General features: G+C 64.1%; 17 protein-coding genes and 1 riboswitch. Of the genes, 13 read left to right on the forward strand and 4 right to left on the reverse strand.

Annotation, left to right across the window (positions count from 1 at the left end; genetic code table 11):
- Position 1 precedes the first annotated feature (1 nt).
- The 6 genes from ACVWW6_RS27170 to ACVWW6_RS27195 all read left to right on the forward strand — a co-directional run bounded on the left by ACVWW6_RS27170 (position 2) and on the right by ACVWW6_RS27195 (position 6,204).
- Positions 2–454 (forward strand): nucleoside deaminase, encoded by a 453-nt coding sequence (locus ACVWW6_RS27170; protein ID WP_027548267.1) that lies wholly within the window; start codon positions 2–4, stop codon positions 452–454.
- Positions 455–516: 62 nt separating this feature from the next.
- Positions 517–1,872: a pyruvate dehydrogenase complex dihydrolipoamide acetyltransferase gene (locus ACVWW6_RS27175; protein ID WP_011087547.1), complete on the forward strand. Its 1,356-nt coding sequence runs from the start codon at positions 517–519 to the stop codon at positions 1,870–1,872.
- Positions 1,873–1,880: 8 nt separating this feature from the next.
- Positions 1,881–2,114, forward strand: a complete 234-nt coding sequence (locus ACVWW6_RS27180; RefSeq protein ID WP_028171820.1) for a hypothetical protein — start codon at positions 1,881–1,883, stop codon at positions 2,112–2,114.
- A 17-nt stretch (positions 2,115–2,131) separates the two neighbouring features.
- Positions 2,132–3,553: a dihydrolipoyl dehydrogenase gene (lpdA, locus tag ACVWW6_RS27185; protein WP_060912350.1), complete on the forward strand. Its 1,422-nt coding sequence runs from the start codon at positions 2,132–2,134 to the stop codon at positions 3,551–3,553.
- Positions 3,554–3,782: 229 nt separating this feature from the next.
- Positions 3,783–5,024, forward strand: coding sequence for a threonine synthase (locus ACVWW6_RS27190; protein WP_028171821.1), 1,242 nt, complete (start codon positions 3,783–3,785; stop codon positions 5,022–5,024).
- 208 nt (positions 5,025–5,232) lie between these two features.
- Positions 5,233–6,204, forward strand: coding sequence for a tripartite tricarboxylate transporter substrate binding protein BugD (locus ACVWW6_RS27195; protein WP_038967237.1), 972 nt, complete (start codon positions 5,233–5,235; stop codon positions 6,202–6,204).
- Between the two features lie 69 nt (positions 6,205–6,273).
- On the opposite strand, the gene ACVWW6_RS27200 is transcribed toward ACVWW6_RS27195, so the two are convergent.
- The 3 genes from ACVWW6_RS27200 to ACVWW6_RS27210 all read right to left on the reverse strand — a co-directional run bounded on the left by ACVWW6_RS27200 (position 6,274) and on the right by ACVWW6_RS27210 (position 9,847).
- Complete coding sequence (locus ACVWW6_RS27200; protein WP_028171823.1) at positions 6,274–6,660, reverse strand: response regulator transcription factor; 387 nt, start codon at positions 6,658–6,660, stop codon at positions 6,274–6,276.
- Positions 6,661–6,746: 86 nt separating this feature from the next.
- Positions 6,747–7,412, reverse strand: a complete 666-nt coding sequence (locus ACVWW6_RS27205) for a response regulator transcription factor (protein ID WP_011087542.1) — start codon at positions 7,410–7,412, stop codon at positions 6,747–6,749.
- On the reverse strand, positions 7,409–9,847 hold the full coding sequence (locus ACVWW6_RS27210; protein ID WP_060912349.1) for a PAS domain S-box protein: 2,439 nt from the start codon (positions 9,845–9,847) through the stop codon (positions 7,409–7,411). Before ACVWW6_RS27210 ends, ACVWW6_RS27205 begins: the two co-directional genes overlap by 4 nt.
- Positions 9,848–10,557: 710 nt before the next feature.
- Here ACVWW6_RS27210 and ACVWW6_RS27215 point away from each other — a divergent pair.
- Together ACVWW6_RS27215 and ACVWW6_RS27220 are read left to right on the forward strand one after the other, a co-directional pair.
- Positions 10,558–10,929 (forward strand): hypothetical protein, encoded by a 372-nt coding sequence (locus ACVWW6_RS27215; protein ID WP_456681650.1) that lies wholly within the window; start codon positions 10,558–10,560, stop codon positions 10,927–10,929.
- Positions 10,930–11,326: 397 nt separating this feature from the next.
- Positions 11,327–11,491: a hypothetical protein gene (locus ACVWW6_RS27220; protein WP_231166487.1), complete on the forward strand. Its 165-nt coding sequence runs from the start codon at positions 11,327–11,329 to the stop codon at positions 11,489–11,491.
- A gap of 84 nt (positions 11,492–11,575) precedes the next feature.
- Here the strand turns inward: ACVWW6_RS27220 and ACVWW6_RS27225 are convergent, their stop codons facing one another.
- Entirely contained in the window at positions 11,576–13,762 is a 2,187-nt protein-coding gene (locus ACVWW6_RS27225; RefSeq protein ID WP_456681651.1) for a transglycosylase SLT domain-containing protein, read from the reverse strand.
- A 325-nt stretch (positions 13,763–14,087) separates the two neighbouring features.
- Between ACVWW6_RS27225 and ACVWW6_RS27230 the strand changes: the two genes are divergently transcribed.
- The 5 genes from ACVWW6_RS27230 (at position 14,088) to ACVWW6_RS27250 (ending at position 17,178) form a co-directional block, all read left to right on the forward strand.
- On the forward strand, positions 14,088–15,824 hold the full coding sequence (locus ACVWW6_RS27230) for an adenylate/guanylate cyclase domain-containing protein (RefSeq protein WP_456681652.1): 1,737 nt from the start codon (positions 14,088–14,090) through the stop codon (positions 15,822–15,824).
- A 103-nt stretch (positions 15,825–15,927) separates the two neighbouring features.
- Positions 15,928–16,104 (forward strand): hypothetical protein, encoded by a 177-nt coding sequence (locus tag ACVWW6_RS27235; protein WP_166466009.1) that lies wholly within the window; start codon positions 15,928–15,930, stop codon positions 16,102–16,104.
- 155 nt (positions 16,105–16,259) lie between these two features.
- On the forward strand, positions 16,260–16,472 hold the full coding sequence (locus ACVWW6_RS27240) for a hypothetical protein (RefSeq protein WP_028171828.1): 213 nt from the start codon (positions 16,260–16,262) through the stop codon (positions 16,470–16,472).
- A gap of 139 nt (positions 16,473–16,611) precedes the next feature.
- Positions 16,612–16,869 (forward strand): hypothetical protein, encoded by a 258-nt coding sequence (locus ACVWW6_RS27245; RefSeq protein WP_028171829.1) that lies wholly within the window; start codon positions 16,612–16,614, stop codon positions 16,867–16,869.
- 87 nt (positions 16,870–16,956) lie between these two features.
- Positions 16,957–17,178, forward strand: coding sequence for a hypothetical protein (locus ACVWW6_RS27250; protein WP_011087535.1), 222 nt, complete (start codon positions 16,957–16,959; stop codon positions 17,176–17,178).
- A gap of 65 nt (positions 17,179–17,243) precedes the next feature.
- Positions 17,244–17,508, forward strand: a riboswitch (cobalamin riboswitch).
- Positions 17,509–17,612: the final 104 nt, after the last annotated feature.

Genomic DNA, 17,612 nt, shown 5'->3' on the forward strand with positions numbered 1-17,612 from the left:
AGTGGCGATCGAATCCTATCACTTCGATTTCATGCTGGAGGCGATCCGCGAGGCGGAGGCCTCGATCGCGCAGGGCGGCCTGCCGATCGGCGCCGTGCTGACGCGCGACAACCAGATCATCGCCCGCGGTCACAACAACCGCGTGCAGGAGAACAACGTGATCCTGCACGGCGAGATGAGCTGCCTGCGCGAGGCCGGCGCGATCACATTCCACGACACCGTCATGTACACCACGCTGTCGCCATGCTCGATGTGTGCCGGCGCGCTCGCTCTGTTCAAGGTGAAGCTGGTGGTGATCGGGGAATCCGTCACCTTTCCGGGCTCCAAGGACATCCTCGACAAGTTCGGCATCCCCTGGATCGACCTTGCCGACGACCGCTCCATCACCATGATGAAGAATTGGCGTTCCATCCCTGCCAATGAGCGCCTCTGGCAGGGCGACATCGGCAACTAAACCTGGTCTGTTCGTCTTCGCTGTCGGAGACGACGTTTTGCAAAGTTCTTCTTGAGGTCAGCATGCCCATCAACATCCTGATGCCCGCTCTCTCGCCGACGATGGAGAAGGGCAACCTCGCCAAGTGGCTGAAGAAGGAAGGCGACAAGGTCAAATCCGGCGATGTCATCGCCGAGATCGAGACCGACAAGGCGACCATGGAGGTCGAGGCCATCGACGAGGGCACGATCGCCAAGATCCTGGTGCCCGAAGGCACGCAGGACGTCCCGGTCAACGACGTCATCGCCGTGCTGGCCGGTGAGGGCGAGGATGTGAAGGCCGCTGGTGCCGCCAAGCCCAGCGCCTCCGCCGCGCCGCCGAAAGCCACGGATGCTCCCGCTGCTGCGCCAGCTCCCGCGACAGCACCTGCTGCGCCCAAGGCTGCACCGCCGCCGGCCGCCGCACCCGCGCCGCAGGCTGCCGCACCGGCTGCTCAGAGCAACGGCCATGGCGGCCGCGTGTTCTCATCGCCGCTGGCGCGACGTCTGGCCAAGGACGCCGGCATCGACGTGTCGATGGTGACAGGCACCGGCCCGCACGGCCGCGTCGTCGCCCGCGACGTCGAGCAGGCCAAGTCCGGCAAGGGCCTCAAGGCGCCCGCCGCGGCGCCGTCATCCGCGCCCTCGATCGCGCCGACCATGTCGGACAAGCAGATCCTGTCGCTGTTCGAGCCCGGCTCCTACGACATCGTCCCGCACGACGGCATGCGCCGCACGATCGCGCAGCGCCTGACTGCGTCGATCCAGAACGTCCCGCATTTCTACCTCACCATCGACTGCGACATCGGCAAGTTGCTCGCCGCGCGCGAGGAGATCAATGCGGCCGCTCCCAAGGACAAGGAGAAGAAGCCGCTCTACAAGATCTCGGTCAACGACTTCGTCATCAAGGCGATGGCGGTCGCGCTCCAGAAGATCCCGAACTGCAATGTGAGCTGGACCGAAAGCGGCATGGTCAAGCATCACCATTCCGACGTCGGCGTTGCCGTGGCGATGCCCGGCGGCCTGATCACGCCGATCATCCGGAAAGCGGAGACCAAGACGCTCTCCACCATCTCCAACGAGATGAAGGACTTTGCCGCGCGCGCCCGCTCGCGCAAGCTCAAGCCCGAGGAATACCAGGGCGGCACCACCGCCGTGTCCAACCTCGGCATGTACGGCATCAGCCACTTCACCGCCGTGATCAACCCGCCGCATGCCACCATCCTCGCGGTCGGCACCAGCGAAGAGCGGCCCGTGGTGCGGAATGGCAAGATCGAGATCGCGCACATGATGAGCGTGACCTTGTCGTGCGATCACCGCGCCATCGACGGCGCGCTCGGCGCCGAGCTGATCGGCGCGTTCAAGCAGCTCATCGAAAATCCGGTCATGATGATGGTCTGAGATGGCGCATGCGGACGCGCTGGCCCTGGATCTCAATGGTGATCTCGCTGGTGTTGACGCTCAGCCCGATCGGCCGCGACATCATTGAATCTGCCTTCTTTGCCGGAGAGAGACTGTCGCGCGACATCTGGAGACCCATTGCGCTGGTGATCATCGCCGTCATGGCGGCGGTCATCCTCGCGGAATGGCTGATCAGAACTTACATCCTCAATCGCCGCGCCCGCGGCGCAACGACCGCTTGAGTTGAACGGGAGCCGCCATGGCCGATACATCCTTCGACATCATCATCATCGGCTCCGGTCCCGGCGGCTATGTCACCGCGATCCGCGCCGCCCAGCTCGGCTTCAAGGTCGCGATCGTCGAAAAGTCCTACCTCGGCGGCATCTGCCTGAACTGGGGCTGCATCCCGACCAAGGCGCTGCTGCGCTCCGCCGAGATCTATCACTACATGCAGCACGCCAAGGATTACGGCCTGTCGGCCGAGAAGGTCTCGTTCGACCCGAAGGCTGTGGTGCAGCGTTCGCGTGGCGTCTCGAAGCGTCTGAATGACGGCGTCGGCTTCCTGATGAAGAAGAACAAGGTGAGCGTAATCTGGGGCGCTGCCTCGATCGACGCGCCCGGCAAGGTCACCGTGAAGAAGTCCGACGTCGAAGCGCCGAAGGGCGCGCTGGGCGAGGGGACCTACCAGGCCAAGCACATCATCGTCGCGACCGGCGCGCGGCCGCGCGTGCTGCCGGGGCTCGAGCCCGACAAGAAGCTGATCTGGACCTATTTCGAGGCGATGGTGCCGGAGCGGATGCCGAAGTCGCTGCTGGTCGTCGGCTCCGGCGCGATCGGCATCGAATTCGCCTCGTTCTTCCACACCATGGGCTCTGACGTCACCGTGGTCGAGGTGCTGCCGCAGATCCTGCCGGTCGAGGACGCCGAGATCGCTGGCCTTGCGCGCAAGCGTTTCGAAAAGCAGGGCATCAAGATCCTGTCCTCGACCAAGGTGACGAAGCTCGAGAAGAAGGCCGACAGCGTCGTCGCCACCATCGACGACGGCAAGGGCAAGCCTGTGACCACCGAGTTCGAGCGCGTGATCTCGGCGGTCGGCGTCGTTGGCAACATCGAGAGCCTCGGCCTCGAAAAGCTCGGTGTCAAAACCGATCGCGGCTGCATCGTGATCGACGGTTACGGCAAGACCAACGTCCCCGGCATCTACGCCATTGGCGACGTCGCGGGCCCCCCGATGCTGGCGCACAAGGCCGAGCATGAAGGCGTGATCTGCGTCGAGGCGATCAAGGGCCTGCATCCGCATCCCATGGACAAGAACCTGATCCCGGGCTGCACCTATTGCCAGCCGCAGGTCGCCTCGGTCGGCCTCACCGAAGCCAAGGCCAAGGAGAACGGCCGCGAGATCCGCGTCGGCCGCTTCCCCTTCGTCGGCAACGGCAAGGCGATTGCGCTGGGCGAGGACCAGGGCCTGGTCAAGGTGATCTTCGACAAGAAGACCGGTCAGCTCCTCGGCGCCCACATGGTCGGCGCGGAGGTCACCGAGCTGATCCAGGGCTATGTCGTCGCCATGAATCTGGAGACGACGGAAGAAGAGCTGATGCACACCGTGTTCCCGCATCCGACGCTGTCGGAGATGATGAAGGAAGCCGTGCTGGATGCTTATGGGCGAGTGTTGAATATTTGAGGGAAGGGGGACTGCGGCGTCGAGGGCGCTCTGAGCAGTCCCGTCATCCTGAGGTGTGAGGCCGGCGGTGCGGAGCACCGTTGGCCGAGCCTCGAAGGATGAGCGGCCGAGATGCAGCCGGTCTCGTCGCCCTTCGAGGCTCACCATACGGCGCGATGCGCCGCATGGCTCGCGCCTCAAGGTGACGGATCACGTAATGAACGGAACAGAACAAGAAGAGGGCCAACCCATGCACGACAACGACAACCTCACCATCGAACGCCCGACCTTCGTCACCCATCTCGAATGCGCGATGGAAGGCGATCACTACGCGGCCGACCAGGTCCACAACCTCTCGAAAGCCGGCAAGCCGCTGCTGGTGCGCTACGACCTCGCGGGCGTGAAGAAGGCGCTGACCAAGGATGCGCTCAAGGAACGCCCCGCTGACATGTGGCGCTATCGCGAGCTGCTGCCGGTGCGCAAATGCAAGGACATCGTCTCGCTCGGCGAGGTGACGACGCCGCTGATCCGGCTGCCGAAGCTCGGAAAAAAGCTGGGCGGCGGTGAGATCATCGTGAAGGATGAGGGACGCCTGCCGACCGGCTCGTTCAAGGCGCGCGGTCTGGTGATGGCGGTGTCGATGGGCAAGGCGCTCGGCATCAAGCACATGGCGATGCCGACCAACGGCAATGCCGGTGCGGCGCTTGCGGCTTACGCGACCTCCTGCGGCATCAAGACCACGATCTTCTGCCCGGCCGATACGCCGGAAGTGAACGTCAGCGAGATCGAGCTCCAGGGTGCGACCGTCTACCGCGTCAACGGCTATATCGACGATTGCGGCAAGATCGTCGGCGAGGGCAAGGCGAAGGTCGGCTGGTTCGACACCTCCACGCTGAAGGAGCCGTACCGCATCGAAGGCAAGAAGACGATGGGCCTCGAACTCGCCGAGCAGCTCGGCTGGGACGTGCCCGACGTGATCTTCTATCCGACTGGCGGCGGCACTGGCCTGATCGGCATGTGGAAGGCCTTTGACGAGCTCGAGAAGATCGGCTTCATCGGTTCGAAGCGCCCGCGCATGGTCGCGGTGCAAGCCTCCGGGTGCGCGCCGATGGTGCGCGCCTTCGATGCCGGCACCGAGCATGCGACGCGCTGGGAGGACGCCCACACCATCGCGTCCGGCATCCGCGTGCCGCAGGCGATCGGCGATTTCCTGATCCTGCGCGCGGTGCGCGAGAGCAAGGGCTTTGCCATCGCGGTCGACGACGACAAGATCTCGGCGGCGCTGAACGAGGTCGCGCGCGAGGAGGGGCTTTTGTTGTGCCCCGAGGGCGCCGCGACCTACGCCGCTTACAAGGAAAGCCTTGCCGACGGCCGCGTCAGCAAGACCGACCGCGTGATGTTGTTCAACTGCGCGACCGGCCTGAAATACCCGCTGCCGCCGGTCACCCGCACGCTCGATCGTCACAAGCCGATCGATTTCTCGCAGTTCTAGAAATCTCTCCCTCTCCCCGTTCTTACGGGGGCGCGACGAGCTTCGCTCGCGCTGGGAGGGTTGGGGTGAGAGGCCTGCTTCCGCGCGAACACGGTGGCAGATGGGCTCGCGGAGGCTCCCGCTGACCCAATTGCTTCGCAATTCGACCTCTCCCCGCAAGCGGGGCGAGGTAAAGAAAAACAACAATGACATTGCTGGGGAGAACACAATGACGAAGGCCGTCTGGGCCGGGCTGATCGGTATTCTCGCTCTTACCGGCGCTGCGCGCGCCGACGACTATCCCTCGCATCCTATCACCATCATCGTTCCCTTCGCGGCCGGCGGCCCGTCGGATGCGATGGCGCGCGTGCTCGCCGAACGGATGCGGACGACGCTCGGCCAGCCCCTGGTGATCGAGAACGTCACCGGCGCCGGCGGTTCGATCGGCGTCGGTCGCGCCGTGCATTCGCCGGCAGACGGCTACACCATCTCGTTTGGCCATCTCGGCACCCATGTGGCCAACGGCGCCGTCTACAAGCTCAACTACGATCTCGTCGCCGATCTCGAACCGGTGGTGTTGTTGCCGAGTAACCCCATGATCGTCGTCAGCAAGAACGCGGTCCCGGCGACGTCGCTGAAAGAGCTTTTGGACTGGCTCAAGTCGCGGCCGTCGGCGGCAACCGCCGGCACGGCCGGTGCGGGCTCCGGCAGCCACATCGCCGGGGTCTATTTCGAGAGTGTCAGCGGCATCAAGCTGCAATACGTGCCGTATCGCGGCACAGCGCCCGCGCTGAACGATCTCATCGCGGGCCAGATCGACGTCATCGTCGACCAGACCTCCAACTCCATCAACCAGGTCCGCGCCGGCACCATCCGTGCCTACGCCGTCACCGACGACAAGCGCCTGTCCTCGGCGCCGGACATCCCGACCGCGGAGGAGGCGGGCCTGAAAGGCTTCCACATGACGCTGTGGTCGGGGATGTGGGTGCCGAAGGGCACGCCGAAGGAGATCGTGACCAAGCTCAACGCCGCCGCCGTGGAGGCCCTGAACGATCCCGCCGTGAAGAAGCAGCTCGAAAGCCAGGGCCTGGAGATGACGCCGCAGGATCAGCTCACCCCTGAAGCCCTCGGCACCCGCCAGAAGGCGGAGATCGCAAAATGGTGGCCAATCATCAAGGCGGCGAATATCAAGGTGGATTAGAGCACCTTGCCGCTTCGTATGTCGCCACGACGACGAGTAGCCGCGGCCTGAGGGGCAGGCGCGGCCGCGTTACAACTTGGCTTCATCCGCCCCCGTCAGGGCCGCCTCCAGACATTGAAGCAGCTTCGGCGTGGAAAACGGCTTCGCGAGAAAGCAGGTCGCGCCGGCCTTCAGCGCGCGGTCGCGCACGGCCTCGTCGGGAAAAGCCGTCATGAAGATGAAGGGCGTGATGCGCCCGAGGCTGCGCATATGCGTCAACAGCTCGACACCGCTCATGGCCAACATCTGCACGTCGGCGATTACGCAGGAGGTCGTGTCCAGTTCGGCGGATTGAAGAAATTCGTGAGCGGAACCAAAGGTGTGGACCGTGTATCCGCGCGACGTCAGGAGGTTGTTCGTCGCAAGGCGAACGGAGGGATCATCATCAATGACGGAAATGATCGAGGGCACTGACAATATGATCGCTCCTGAACGGGGAGCCGCCGGGCACGGTTCAGCCGCTTACGGAAAGTGGGCCCCCGGAGCGGGATTGGAAAGCATACTTAGGTTTGCAGGTGACCCCTGTTGCGCGGGATTCCGAGCGCGTCGGTCATTCTGACGAGATCGGCCAATGACTTCGCCCCCATTTTCCGCATGATCTGCCCGCGATAGATCTTCACGGTGATCTCGGCCAATCCAAGTTCGGCGGCGACCTGTTTGTTCATCAGGCCGGATGCAACCAGGGCGAGCACGTCGCGCTCGCGCGCTGTCAGCCCCTCGAAACGGGATCGCACGCCCGAGATCGACTTCTCGGCATCGCGCCGCCTGCGATCCCGTTCGATCGCTGCCTGCACCGCATCCAGCATGTCCTGGTCGCGCACCGGCTTGGTCAGAAAATCGACGGCACCGCTCTTCATGGCTCTCACGGTCATGGGAATATCGCCATGACCGGTGATGAAGATAATGGGCGTGTGAATATTGGCCTTGGCGAGGTCCGCCTGGAGGTCGAGGCCGCTCGATCCTGGCAGACGGATGTCGAGCACGAGGCAACTGGGGACCGCAGGCGGTTGGGCTTCCATGATCTCCGCCGCCGAACTGAAGGCCTCGACCTTAAGGCCGACCGATTGAAAGAGATTGGTCAGCGCGCGGCGCATCGACGGATCATCATCGACGATCCGGACGATCGGGTCACCTGCGCTCGCCTGGGCCTGCTTGGCATTGTCGGTCACGACGTGTCCTTGTGCGGCAAGGGCAGGGCGATCTGGAATGTTGCACCGCTCCCCTCATTTTGAAAGGCCGAAAGCCGGCCCGCGTGAGCCTCGATGATCGATCGGCAGATCGAGAGTCCCATCCCCAGACCGCCCGACTTCGTCGTGAAGAAGGGGGTGAAGATGCGCTCCTTTACGTCTTTGCCGAGGCCGACACCGCGATCCGTCACGGTGAGGAGCAGGCGGTCGTCATCGTCGTCGTCGTTCGTCAGGCTCGAGCGGATCGCCAGTTCGCGCGGGTGGTCGACATTGGCTTGCATGGCTTCGATGCCGTTCATCACCAGGTTGATCAGCACCTGCTGGAGCTGGATCCGGTCGCCGCAAATCCTCGGCAGGTCGGACGCCAACTCCATCCGCACCGACACCCCATGGGTCGCGAGCTCGCGCCGAACGAGCGCCACCGCCTCCCGGACGACTTGGTTGATGTCGAGTGAAACCACTTCGATCTCGGTTTTCTTCGCGAGCGCCCTGATCCGGCGGATCACCTCGCTGGCCCGATTGGCGTCCTCGACAATCCATTCTGCGGAACGGCGCGCGGCCTTCAAGTCGGCGGGTTCGCGATCGAGCCAAGCGATGCAGGCGTCCGCATTGGAGATCACGGCGGCAAGAGGCTGGGTGATTTCGTGGGCAATCGAGGCGGTAAGTTCGCCAAGCGTCGTGACGCGCGTGACATGGGCGAGCTCGGCTTGAGCCTTGCGCAGCGCATCTTCAGCCTGCTCCGCGCGGATCGCCGCCGTTACATCGCTGCTGACGCCTCGATAGCCGAGAAAATGACCGTCCGCGTCATGCAAGGGCTTGCCGCTGGTGCGCACGTAAATTGGAGAGCCGTTGCGATCCCTGCCGCGGTAAACCAGATCGCGGAACGGGAGGTGGGCGTCGAGCGTCGCGCGATGCTGCTCCCACTTTCCGGGCTCGAGCTCGGCATCGGGCGGAATGTCCCACCGCGTCAGGCCGATCAAGGCCGTCGGCGCAGCACTGGCCGGATCGGAGTGTTCCGATATCTTCGTGATACGGTGATCCGGCCCGGTCTCCCAAAACCAGTCCGATGCGGTTTCAGCATAGTCGCGGAATCGCTGCTCGGATGCCTTGAGCTCGTCAAATGCCCTTTGAAGTGCTTCTTTTGCGGCGACCTGCTCGGTGACGTCCACGTGGGTACCGATAATTTCCGTCACTTCGCCGTCGCTGCCGACGACGGGATGTCCCTCGGTATGAACTCGTCGTATCGAGCCGTCCGGGCGCGCAATGCGAAAGTCAATTTCGAAGGGCTTCCTTCGCCGGAGGGCCTGACGTTCCACCTCGATGATCCGCTGGAAATCCTCGGGGAGGATGCGTTCCTGGAAAGCCCGTGCCGGTACATCGATCTGGTTCGGCTCAAATCCGAACAGGCGGTAGAGTTCAGCCGAACGGTATGCAAACTCCTGACGGCGCACATCCCAGGCCCAGCTGCTTGTATGGCTGAGCCGCTGGGCCTCGGCCAGATAGGCCTCGCTGCGACGCAGCCGCTGTTCGGCCTCCTTTGCAACCGTGACATCAGTGACGCCCCCGACAAGCTCGATGCACCCGGATCCGTGTCTCAGCGCGCGCGCCACGGAATGGAGATATTTGATTGATCCATCCGGCATCAGCAGGCGATACTCATGGTCGAAATCCTCTGCTCGTCGGGCGGCCCGATCGAGCGTCCTGCTGACCGCATCGCGATCTTCCGGATGGATGCGCTGGAAGACGAAATCCAAGGTCGGCTTCACCGCCGGGTCGCACTGGAAGATGCGAAAGGTTTGCCTTGACCAGACGATCGCGCCTGTCGCGACGTCCAGGCCGAAGCTGCCGGTGCGGCTCAATTCCTGCGCCTCTGCGAGGTAGGCTTCGCTCTGCCGCAGCGCATCCTCCGCTTCCTTGCGCTGGGTGATATTTTCGCAGGCGACCAGCACGATCGGCGTTCCGTCGCCGCGCAGCATCGCCTTGGCGTTCTCACGGACCCAAAGGACTGAGCCGTCCTTCCGGAACTTGCGAATCTCCCAGGTATGCGACTGGTCCAGGGTTTCCAGGCACAACGCTACGCATCGACGGACGGCGTCGTGGTCCTCCTCGAAGAAGACGTTGAGCACGGACTGGCCAATCAGCTCGGCCGGCGTGTAGCCCAGTTGTGCGGCGCCGAACGTATTGACGTTGAGCACTGTTCCGGCCGGATCGACCATGAAATACATGACCGGATTGTGCTCGAATACCTCACGCCACTGCTTCACGGCGTCGCGTAGATCGGCGGTGTCTTGCTGCGAGTCATCTGCGACCGCGGACGCGTCCTTCTCGCCGTTGCCGAACGATCGAAGCGCGGCAAGGCCGCCGAGCAGGAGTTGTGCTGCCGAATTCCCAAATTTCGCGATCTGGCCAGGCATCATCGCAGGCGTCCCGGCTCGCTGAGGCCAAGGCAAGTAGAGCACTTTGCAACAAGGGGAGCAATTCCTTCCGACTAAAGTGGAATCCGCCCACCGAAACTCGCGGTTGCCGTGCAGCCAGCTGGCTTTGCCTCGTCTAATTGAAGGGGAAGGGCCGGAAAACTACGGGACAAACCTACGTATAGCTCGCGCATTCCTAATCATAGCGCACATTTACCTCCGTACAATTGAGCGGTCCGTTGCGTGCGGACTAGTCTCACGACCAATCGAGGGGACGCGATGTGCAAGGCACAAGCCAGCGATTTGCGCGATGTGCTGCTCATAGAACCAAGCTCTGCGTCCGTTGCCCCGAGTTGCCGCATGATTGGCGGGTCGTGATTGAGAGGCCGCATTTTCAAAAAACGAGCGTGGATGGCCGTGCACCAGCGTACGAGCGCAGCCACGATCATGAGAGACAGGAGGAGAGCATGATGTGCGATAGGCCTGAACACTCCGAGCGCGGTCATGATGTAAAGGGCTGCGCTGTCTGCAACGGCAAGTTTGGCCTGATCCGATATTATTCCTGGCGAACGCCGCTGTGCTCCAGAAAGTGTCTCGATCGCTTCAGGGCGCGCCGCGAGCGCGACCGCCGATGGTTGTTTCGATTTCAGGCGGCGTGAATTCCGCAATTCTGAACGGGAGGCTGTGTGCTGAACCGTGCTTGCAAGCTCCTCTTGACGATCGCGCTGTCGCTTCCGTCGATGACCGGCGTGGAGGCCGAGGAGTTTGGACAGGGTGGTGCGCATCGTCATCATCCGCCCCAGGATCAGCTCCTGCACGAGAAGTTCTATTCGAACTGGCACATGCCCGACAATCCGGTGCTGAGTTGCTGCAACAGCGCGGATTGCTATCCGACAGAGGTACGGTACGTCGAAGGCAGGATCTACGCACGGCGCCGGGAAGACGGGAAGTACATCCTCATTCCGTCCCAGAAGGTGGAACGAAACAGGGATAATCCCGACGGCCGCAACCATCTTTGCGCCCCGCCGCCGTCCGCGTCGCTGGTCGACACGGTCTACTGCTTCGCGCTCGGAGGTGCCACGTGAGGTTCATACTGGTGAACGGCCGAACCCCTTTCCGCAAGACGTTCTGCCTATGGTGCTGCGAGGAGATCAGCGGCAGCTACTTGCGCGATGTCAGGACGCTGCTGCCCTACTGCGGCTACGAATGCTACGCGCTTCAGCATGAAAGGGCACCGTTGATCGAGGAACGTACGCGCGCGGCGTCTTGAGCAGACAGGCGAACGAGACGCATCGGCGGGTACGCCTGCCGGCAGGAGAGGACACGGCATTGCGATTCATGCTCGTCAATCAGGAACGTCCCTGCCACGGCGCCGTCTGCAGCGCGTGCGCCCGGCCGCTGGGTCCGAGCTACGTCCGGCACGTGTCCAAGCAAGAGCGTTATTGCGACCAGGATTGCTACCGTCGAGATCAGCAGACCGCCATGGAACTGCTGTGGCCCTACCGCAGCTCGCTCGAAGTGATCGCGGTGCTGGCGGCGATCTCGAGCTGGAGCTGGATGATGCAGATGGGCGCGCTCTCGCGCTCGCTGACCGAGGCATATCTGCGCGCCCACGACCTTCTGACCACGGAAGGAGGTGACGGCTAGCTGAACGACGCAGGCCGCGCAGAGTCGTCGGCCGCAGTCACCGCGTCAAGCCCCGCGCCGCGTCCAGCCCCGGCGGTCGCGAGGCTAGGGCGAGGGGGCTGCGGCCGATACCGTTGGTGCCGCGCTCACTTCCTGCGTCGTGACGCGCTGCTCGGATTTCGCGGCGACCATGCCGCTGCTCTCGAACCGCGCGCGGTAGACCAGCACGTTCTCGATCACACGCTGGACGTAATTGCGCGTCTCCGACAGCGGGATGCGCTCGACCCAGTCGACCGGGTCGACCTTGGGATCCCTGGGGTCGCCGCGCGCCTGCACCCATTCGCGCACGCGGCCGCGGCCGGCATTGTAGCCGGCGAACGTCATGATCTGGTTGCCGCGATATTCCGACAGCAGCGCGCTGAGCTCGGCCGCCCCCATCTGCGTGTTGTAGACGGGATCGGAGACCATCCTGTCCCAGTCATAGGTCAGGCCGAAGCGCTTTGCGGTGTCGCGGCCCGCTTCCGGCGTCACCTGCATCAGCCCGACCGCGTTGGCAGCCGACCTGTCGCGCTGGTCGAACGAGCTTTCGGTGCGCGCCACCGAATAGATCACGCTGGTCTCGATCGCGGGTGCGACCTGCTTGTGCTCGGGGATGCCGATGGTCGGGAAGGCGTAGTGGTCGAGCGCGAGCCCGCGCGCCAGCGCCGACTTGCCCACCTCCAGCATCACGCGGGCATCGTTGCGCTGTCCGGCCAGCTCGCCGAGGCCTTCGAGCGCGGCGACGTCGGTGCTCTCCTTGGCAAGATCCTCGGCGTAGTAGAACACCGTGTCGCGCTCGCCGATGCCATAGAGCATGTCGGCCGCGCGCACGCGCTCGTCCAGGGCTTGCGGGTCGGCTGCGGCCAGCACGGGCGAGGGTGGGCGCAGCTCGATGCGGTCGAGGCCGAGCTTGGCGCGGGCGAGCTGACCGTAATAGGCGGTCGGGTAGCGCGCCGCCGCTTGATAGCTCTGGCGCGCATCGGCCGGCGCCCCCATCGCTTCCGCGGCACGGCCGCGCCAGTAATGGGCGCGCGACAGCGCGAGTGGGTTGGCCGAGCCTTCGTCGATCGCGGCGAAGTGCATCATCGCCGTCCTGGGATCGTCGAGATAGCGCAGCGCGATCCAGCCGCACATGAAGTGGTAGTCGACGCGGTAGACCTCCATCGCCGGCACGGCCGCCGCTCGCACCACGTCGTAAGCGGTCTTGAACTTGCCCTGGTCGAGCAGTTTTCGCGCGAGCAAACGGCGCTCGCGCCACCAGGCGTCGGTGTCCTGCGCCGCCATGGCGTCGGGTGCGGCGGCCAAAATCACCTCGGCCGCATCGTCGATGCGGTCCTTCTGGAGATGCCATTGCGCGCGGCACAGCACATAGCCGAGATCGCGGCGCGCCTCGGTCGAAACGTCATCGAGATAGTCCTTGGCCTTGTTGGCCTTGCCGGTGACGGCGGCGCAGGCCTTGACGATCGCGAGCGCATCCTCGCCGAGCCGTTTTGCCGCGCGCCTTGCGCCGGCATAGTCCTTGGCGCCGAGCCGCTTGTCCATGCGGGCGCGGTGGTCGTCCGCGGTGAGGAGATCGCGGAACGCCTCGTAGGAATCTTCCTCGCTGCGCTCCGACAATTCGTCCGTGCGCCAGGCCTCGCGGACGAGCCGCGCGGCCCTGTCGCTGTCGCCTTCAGTGAGCAGCACGCGGGCGAGCGCGAACTTGCCCTTGGCGCTGCTCGGGCGGTCCATGGTGAATTTGTGCACGGTGGCCGCGTCGGTCTTCTCCTGCCACAGCCGCGCCTCGGCGCGCCGGCGCAAAAGCGCGCTGCTCGGCCAGTCAGGATTGGCGGCGAGGAAGGCGGCATAGCGCTTGAAATTCGCGGTACTCTCGGAATGGCGCAGCATGAACCAGTCGGCGAGCTTCTGCCCGGCGGGATCAGCGATGCGGTCGCGCGCCGCGCTCGCGTCATCGGTCTTGCCCTTGCGCGCGAGATCGATCGCGTCCTTCAGCGCGGCGAGGTCGCCGGTCAGCGGCGGCGCTGCCGGCTTGTCTGACGGCTCGTCGTCCTGCTTCTTCGGCTTGCGCTTCGCCTCGGCGTGCTTGCCATGGCGCGATTTCGCCGCGGCGTGGCGCTGCTTGCCGGCTTTCGCCTCATGCGTCTTCTTCGACGCGGACGGTTTGTGACTGCTTTTCGCCGCCAGCTCCGTCGGAAGGAGAGCCAAGGCGGCCACGGCAACGAAACACGCGAGCGAGCGTAGGCACTGGTTCATTCCGTGGTCCCCCCTGCGAAACCAGTACAAACCAAAGTCCGCGACGACATGCGGCTCGAGAATCAAAGTGACGCCGAAAACGATGCCACGGCATCGTTTCGCATTTGTCACGCTGTCGCAACAATGCGGCAAAATACGGATGGAAGGCGGGAACTCTTGCAACGGGGAATAGAATAGGCCCTTTAACCTTTGTTAACGAATAAGGCTCCGGCGACGGTTGCGCACGGTCGAGGGCGCCGTGAAGGGCCAGATTGCGCGTATTCCCGGGCTGAAATCCGGTGTATTGAGTTCCCTGACCCGTCCTTTCAGCCTTTGCCCCGCACCTATGCCGATTTTCAATCAGTCGATCCGACGCAAGATCGTCGGCATCGCCCTCGGATTGATCGTCCTGATGCTGGTCACCTCGATCCTGTCGATGGTGATGTCGAGCCAGGTCGGCGTCCTCCTGGACGAGCTGACCAACCGCTACATCCCGGCCTATGGCGATCTGGCGCGCGCCAATATCCGCTCGCTGGAGCGGTCGGTGGCGCTGCGGCGCATGGTCATGATGAAGATGCAGGCGTCCTCGGACGAGGAGGCCTATGCGGCGCGCCTGCGCGAGTTCGAGGAAGCGGACCGCAAGATCGAGGAGGAGGCCGAGGGCGCACGCAAGCTCATCAACGCGATCATCGACGACCCGAGGACGCCGTCCGACAATGCCGCGCTGGCGCGGATCGAGATCCGCATCGAGACTGCCGTCACCGAGCTGCGCCGCGACCTGAACGAGGACCACGCAAAGCTGCTCAAGCAGGTCGACGCCAAGCAGATGGCAGAGGCCCGCAGTACGCTGGAGCATATCGACGCCATCCGCGACCAGTTCAATCGGAAGTTCGATGCGATCCGCGCCGACATGCTGACACAGGTCTTCGCTTCGACATCGCAGGTGATGAGCCACCAGCGCCAGGCCATCATCGTGTCGGGCATCGTGACCCTGCTCGCCGCGATCGTCGGATTTGCCTTCGCTCTGCTGGTGTCCGGCGGCATCACGCGGCCGGTGCGGCTGTTGCTGGCCGGCACCCGCGAGGTCGAGGCGGGCCGGTTCGACAAGACCATCGCCGTCTCGACCCAGGACGAGATCGGCGAGCTCGCGGCCGCCTTCAACCGCATGATCGAGCAGTTGCGCCACAACGAGCGCATCCGCGAGACGTTTGGCCGCTACATCGATCCCAAGGTGGTGCAGGGCCTGATCGAACGGCCCGAGGTCGCCATCGACGGCCAGCGCCGGGTGATGACCATCATGTTCTGCGACATGAGCGGCTTCACCTCGATGAGTGAGGGCATGACCCCGCGCGGCCTCGTAAAGGTGATGAACCACTATTTTACGGTGATGTCGGCCCCGATCAGGAGCAATCGCGGCGTCATCGACAAATATATCGGCGATGCCATCATGGCCTATTGGGGCCCGCCCTTCATCGAGGAGGATGAGCCGGCACTCCTTGCCGGCTGTGCCGCCATCGACATGGCCGACCAGGTGCCCGCGCTGCAGAAGCAATTGCCCGATCTGCTCGGCATCCGCGCCATGCCCGTGCCCTGCGACCTGCGCATCGGCATCGCCACCGGCGAGGTCCTCACCGGCAGCATCGGCTCCGAGCTGATGATGAGCTTCACCGTGATGGGCGATGCCGTGAACCTCGCTTCGCGGCTCGAGGCCGTCAACAAGGTCTACGGCACCCGCATCCTGATCTCGCAGGCGACGGCGGATGCGGTCGGTGAGCGCCTCGAATTGCGCGAGATCGATCGTCTCGCGGTCGCCGGCCAGAGCGCGCCCCAGGCGATCTTCGAGGTGATGGCGAGGGCCGGCGTGCTCACCGCCGCGCAGGACAGCTTGCGCACGCACTATGCCGAAGGTCTTGCCGCCTATCGCGCCCGCCGCTTCGACGAGGCCCGCGCCGCCTTCAACGCGGCGCTCGAAGCCGTCCCCGGCGACGGTCCCTCGCGCGCGCTGCTCGCCCGCATCGCGCAGTTCGAGGCCAATCCGCCGGACGAGAGGTGGGACGGTGCCTGGCGGCTGGAGCAGAAGTAAGCCGCCGCGGGAAAAATTGTTTCTACTCGATAACGATGTTCGCCGTGACCTATTTCCCAGGCTTAGGTTGATCGTCCTTGAGGCGTTTGATGGGGACACGCCGATGACAGAACTTGAGGACAGGCTGGAACGGTTCGAGACGCTCACGGCCGAATGCGAGCTGATCGCCAAGCTCGCCACCGACAGCACCAAGCGCGAATTCTATCTCAAGCTCGCCGAGCACTATTATCAGCTTGCGCGCGAGACGCGGGCTGCGGTCGCGACCAGCGCTGCGGCCTGAAGGCGGCTGCAATCCGTTCTTAACATTTGGCACGCATCCTTTGATGGGAGCGAGCGTCGCGATTCGCGATGGCTCGCAGTGGGAATGCCGGGACTCGCTGCAATGCAGCGTGTCTCGCTGATGTTGCTTTGCCGGTGCTTTTTCGGGGCAATCCCATGCGTCTGCTTGCGGTCCTCATTCTCGCGCTCATGGCGGCGGCCTGCAACCAGGAGCAGGACATCACCGGCTCGACCGCAGCCTGCCCGGTGCGGAACTACAGCTCCTACAACCCCCGCGACATGAACCAGTGCGTGGCCGCCTGCAAGGCGTGCGACCATGGCAACACGGTCACCTGCACCACGTCCTGCACGCTCAAGGGCGCGCACTGAGCGGCCAGCGGTTTGCAGAAGCCTGAGGGCCGGGATCGCCGGCCCCTTGGGCATTGAGGGGTTGACGGTGTCGGGGCACCGGAACGATTCACCTGACATAATCATTGGTAGGAGCAGGCAGGACGCGGAGTCGCATGGAATGGGTATGCTCGATCCCGGCCGGTTTCTGGTGTCGTGCTCGCAGTGCGACGCGTGGCCGATGGCGGCCAACGTCAAACGCTCGAGCTGGTCGACGTCCCCGAGCGAGGTCCGCTTCGTGTGTCCGCGCTGTCGCCGCGAGGAGACCGCGATCATCTCCGCCTCGGGCGAATTGACGCCGATCCGGCGCATCGACATCCCGCCGCGCGACGTCACGGTGGCCTGGGCTCAGGCACAGCGCCAGAGAGGGCGGGCGTAGGCGGCCGCTCTATTGCGCGATCCCGTGTCGGAACCCGGGCGATCGTCGGACGTTTCCGCCCCAACATCACGTATCGAGGCCGGGCGAATGATCAGCGCGCATTTCGACACCCGTACACGGATCAACATGAAGCTGGCGCTGGATCGGATTTGCCGCAATCGGCCCAGGGGCGAGGATCATGGGTTCCGCAGGTCGGTCGCCGAGAACATCGTCCGCTGCGCGCTCGCGGGCCGAACCGGCATCGGCCAGCTTGTCGATGCCGGAGAGCGGGCGGTGGTCACGACGCGCGCGGTGCGGAAGCCTGACTGATTGTGTTTGCCTCGCGTTTGCAGCTCATCGTTCAACCGGTCGATTGACTCTCCGTACGGCCGCCTCGTAGATTGATCGGTGACGGTTCTCCGCACGGAGATCAAAAGGGAACGTGGTGCGAGATTGTCCCAACGCCGGGATTGTCCCAACGCCGGGATTGTCCCAACGCCGGGATTGTCCCAACGCCGGGATTGTCCCAACGCCACGGCTGCCCCCGCAACTGTAAGCGGTGAATCTTTCGTCATATGCCACTGGGAATCTCGGTCCTGGGAAGGCGACGTAAGGTAACGACCCGCGAGCCAGGAGACCTGCCGTCAGCCGTGGTCACACGCGAAGATGTCGGTCGGGGAGTACAGGCATTAGCTTCACCGGAGCAATCGATTGCTCCGCCGTAAAGCCTCGTTCGCTGTGACGTGCCACTGACGTCATGCCGA

It is taken from the genome of Bradyrhizobium sp. USDA 3311 (assembly GCF_054062495.1).

Bases quoted from the DNA above. Each gene is read 5' to 3' on its own strand.
- ACVWW6_RS27175 (WP_011087547.1), top strand. From the start codon at position 517: ATGCCCATCAACATCCTGATGCCCGCTCTCTCGCCGACGATGGAGAAG.
- ACVWW6_RS27180 (WP_028171820.1), top strand. From the start codon at position 1,881: ATGCGGACGCGCTGGCCCTGGATCTCAATGGTGATCTCGCTGGTGTTG.
- lpdA (WP_060912350.1), top strand. From the start codon at position 2,132: ATGGCCGATACATCCTTCGACATCATCATCATCGGCTCCGGTCCCGGC.
- ACVWW6_RS27190 (WP_028171821.1), top strand. From the start codon at position 3,783: ATGCACGACAACGACAACCTCACCATCGAACGCCCGACCTTCGTCACC.
- ACVWW6_RS27195 (WP_038967237.1), top strand. From the start codon at position 5,233: ATGACGAAGGCCGTCTGGGCCGGGCTGATCGGTATTCTCGCTCTTACC.
- ACVWW6_RS27210 (WP_060912349.1), bottom strand. From the start codon at position 9,847: ATGATGCCTGGCCAGATCGCGAAATTTGGGAATTCGGCAGCACAACTC.
- ACVWW6_RS27220 (WP_231166487.1), top strand. From the start codon at position 11,327: ATGGAACTGCTGTGGCCCTACCGCAGCTCGCTCGAAGTGATCGCGGTG.
- ACVWW6_RS27225 (WP_456681651.1), bottom strand. From the start codon at position 13,762: ATGAACCAGTGCCTACGCTCGCTCGCGTGTTTCGTTGCCGTGGCCGCC.
- ACVWW6_RS27230 (WP_456681652.1), top strand. From the start codon at position 14,088: ATGCCGATTTTCAATCAGTCGATCCGACGCAAGATCGTCGGCATCGCC.
- ACVWW6_RS27235 (WP_166466009.1), top strand. From the start codon at position 15,928: ATGACAGAACTTGAGGACAGGCTGGAACGGTTCGAGACGCTCACGGCC.
- ACVWW6_RS27240 (WP_028171828.1), top strand. From the start codon at position 16,260: ATGCGTCTGCTTGCGGTCCTCATTCTCGCGCTCATGGCGGCGGCCTGC.
- ACVWW6_RS27245 (WP_028171829.1), top strand. From the start codon at position 16,612: ATGGGTATGCTCGATCCCGGCCGGTTTCTGGTGTCGTGCTCGCAGTGC.
- ACVWW6_RS27250 (WP_011087535.1), top strand. From the start codon at position 16,957: ATGATCAGCGCGCATTTCGACACCCGTACACGGATCAACATGAAGCTG.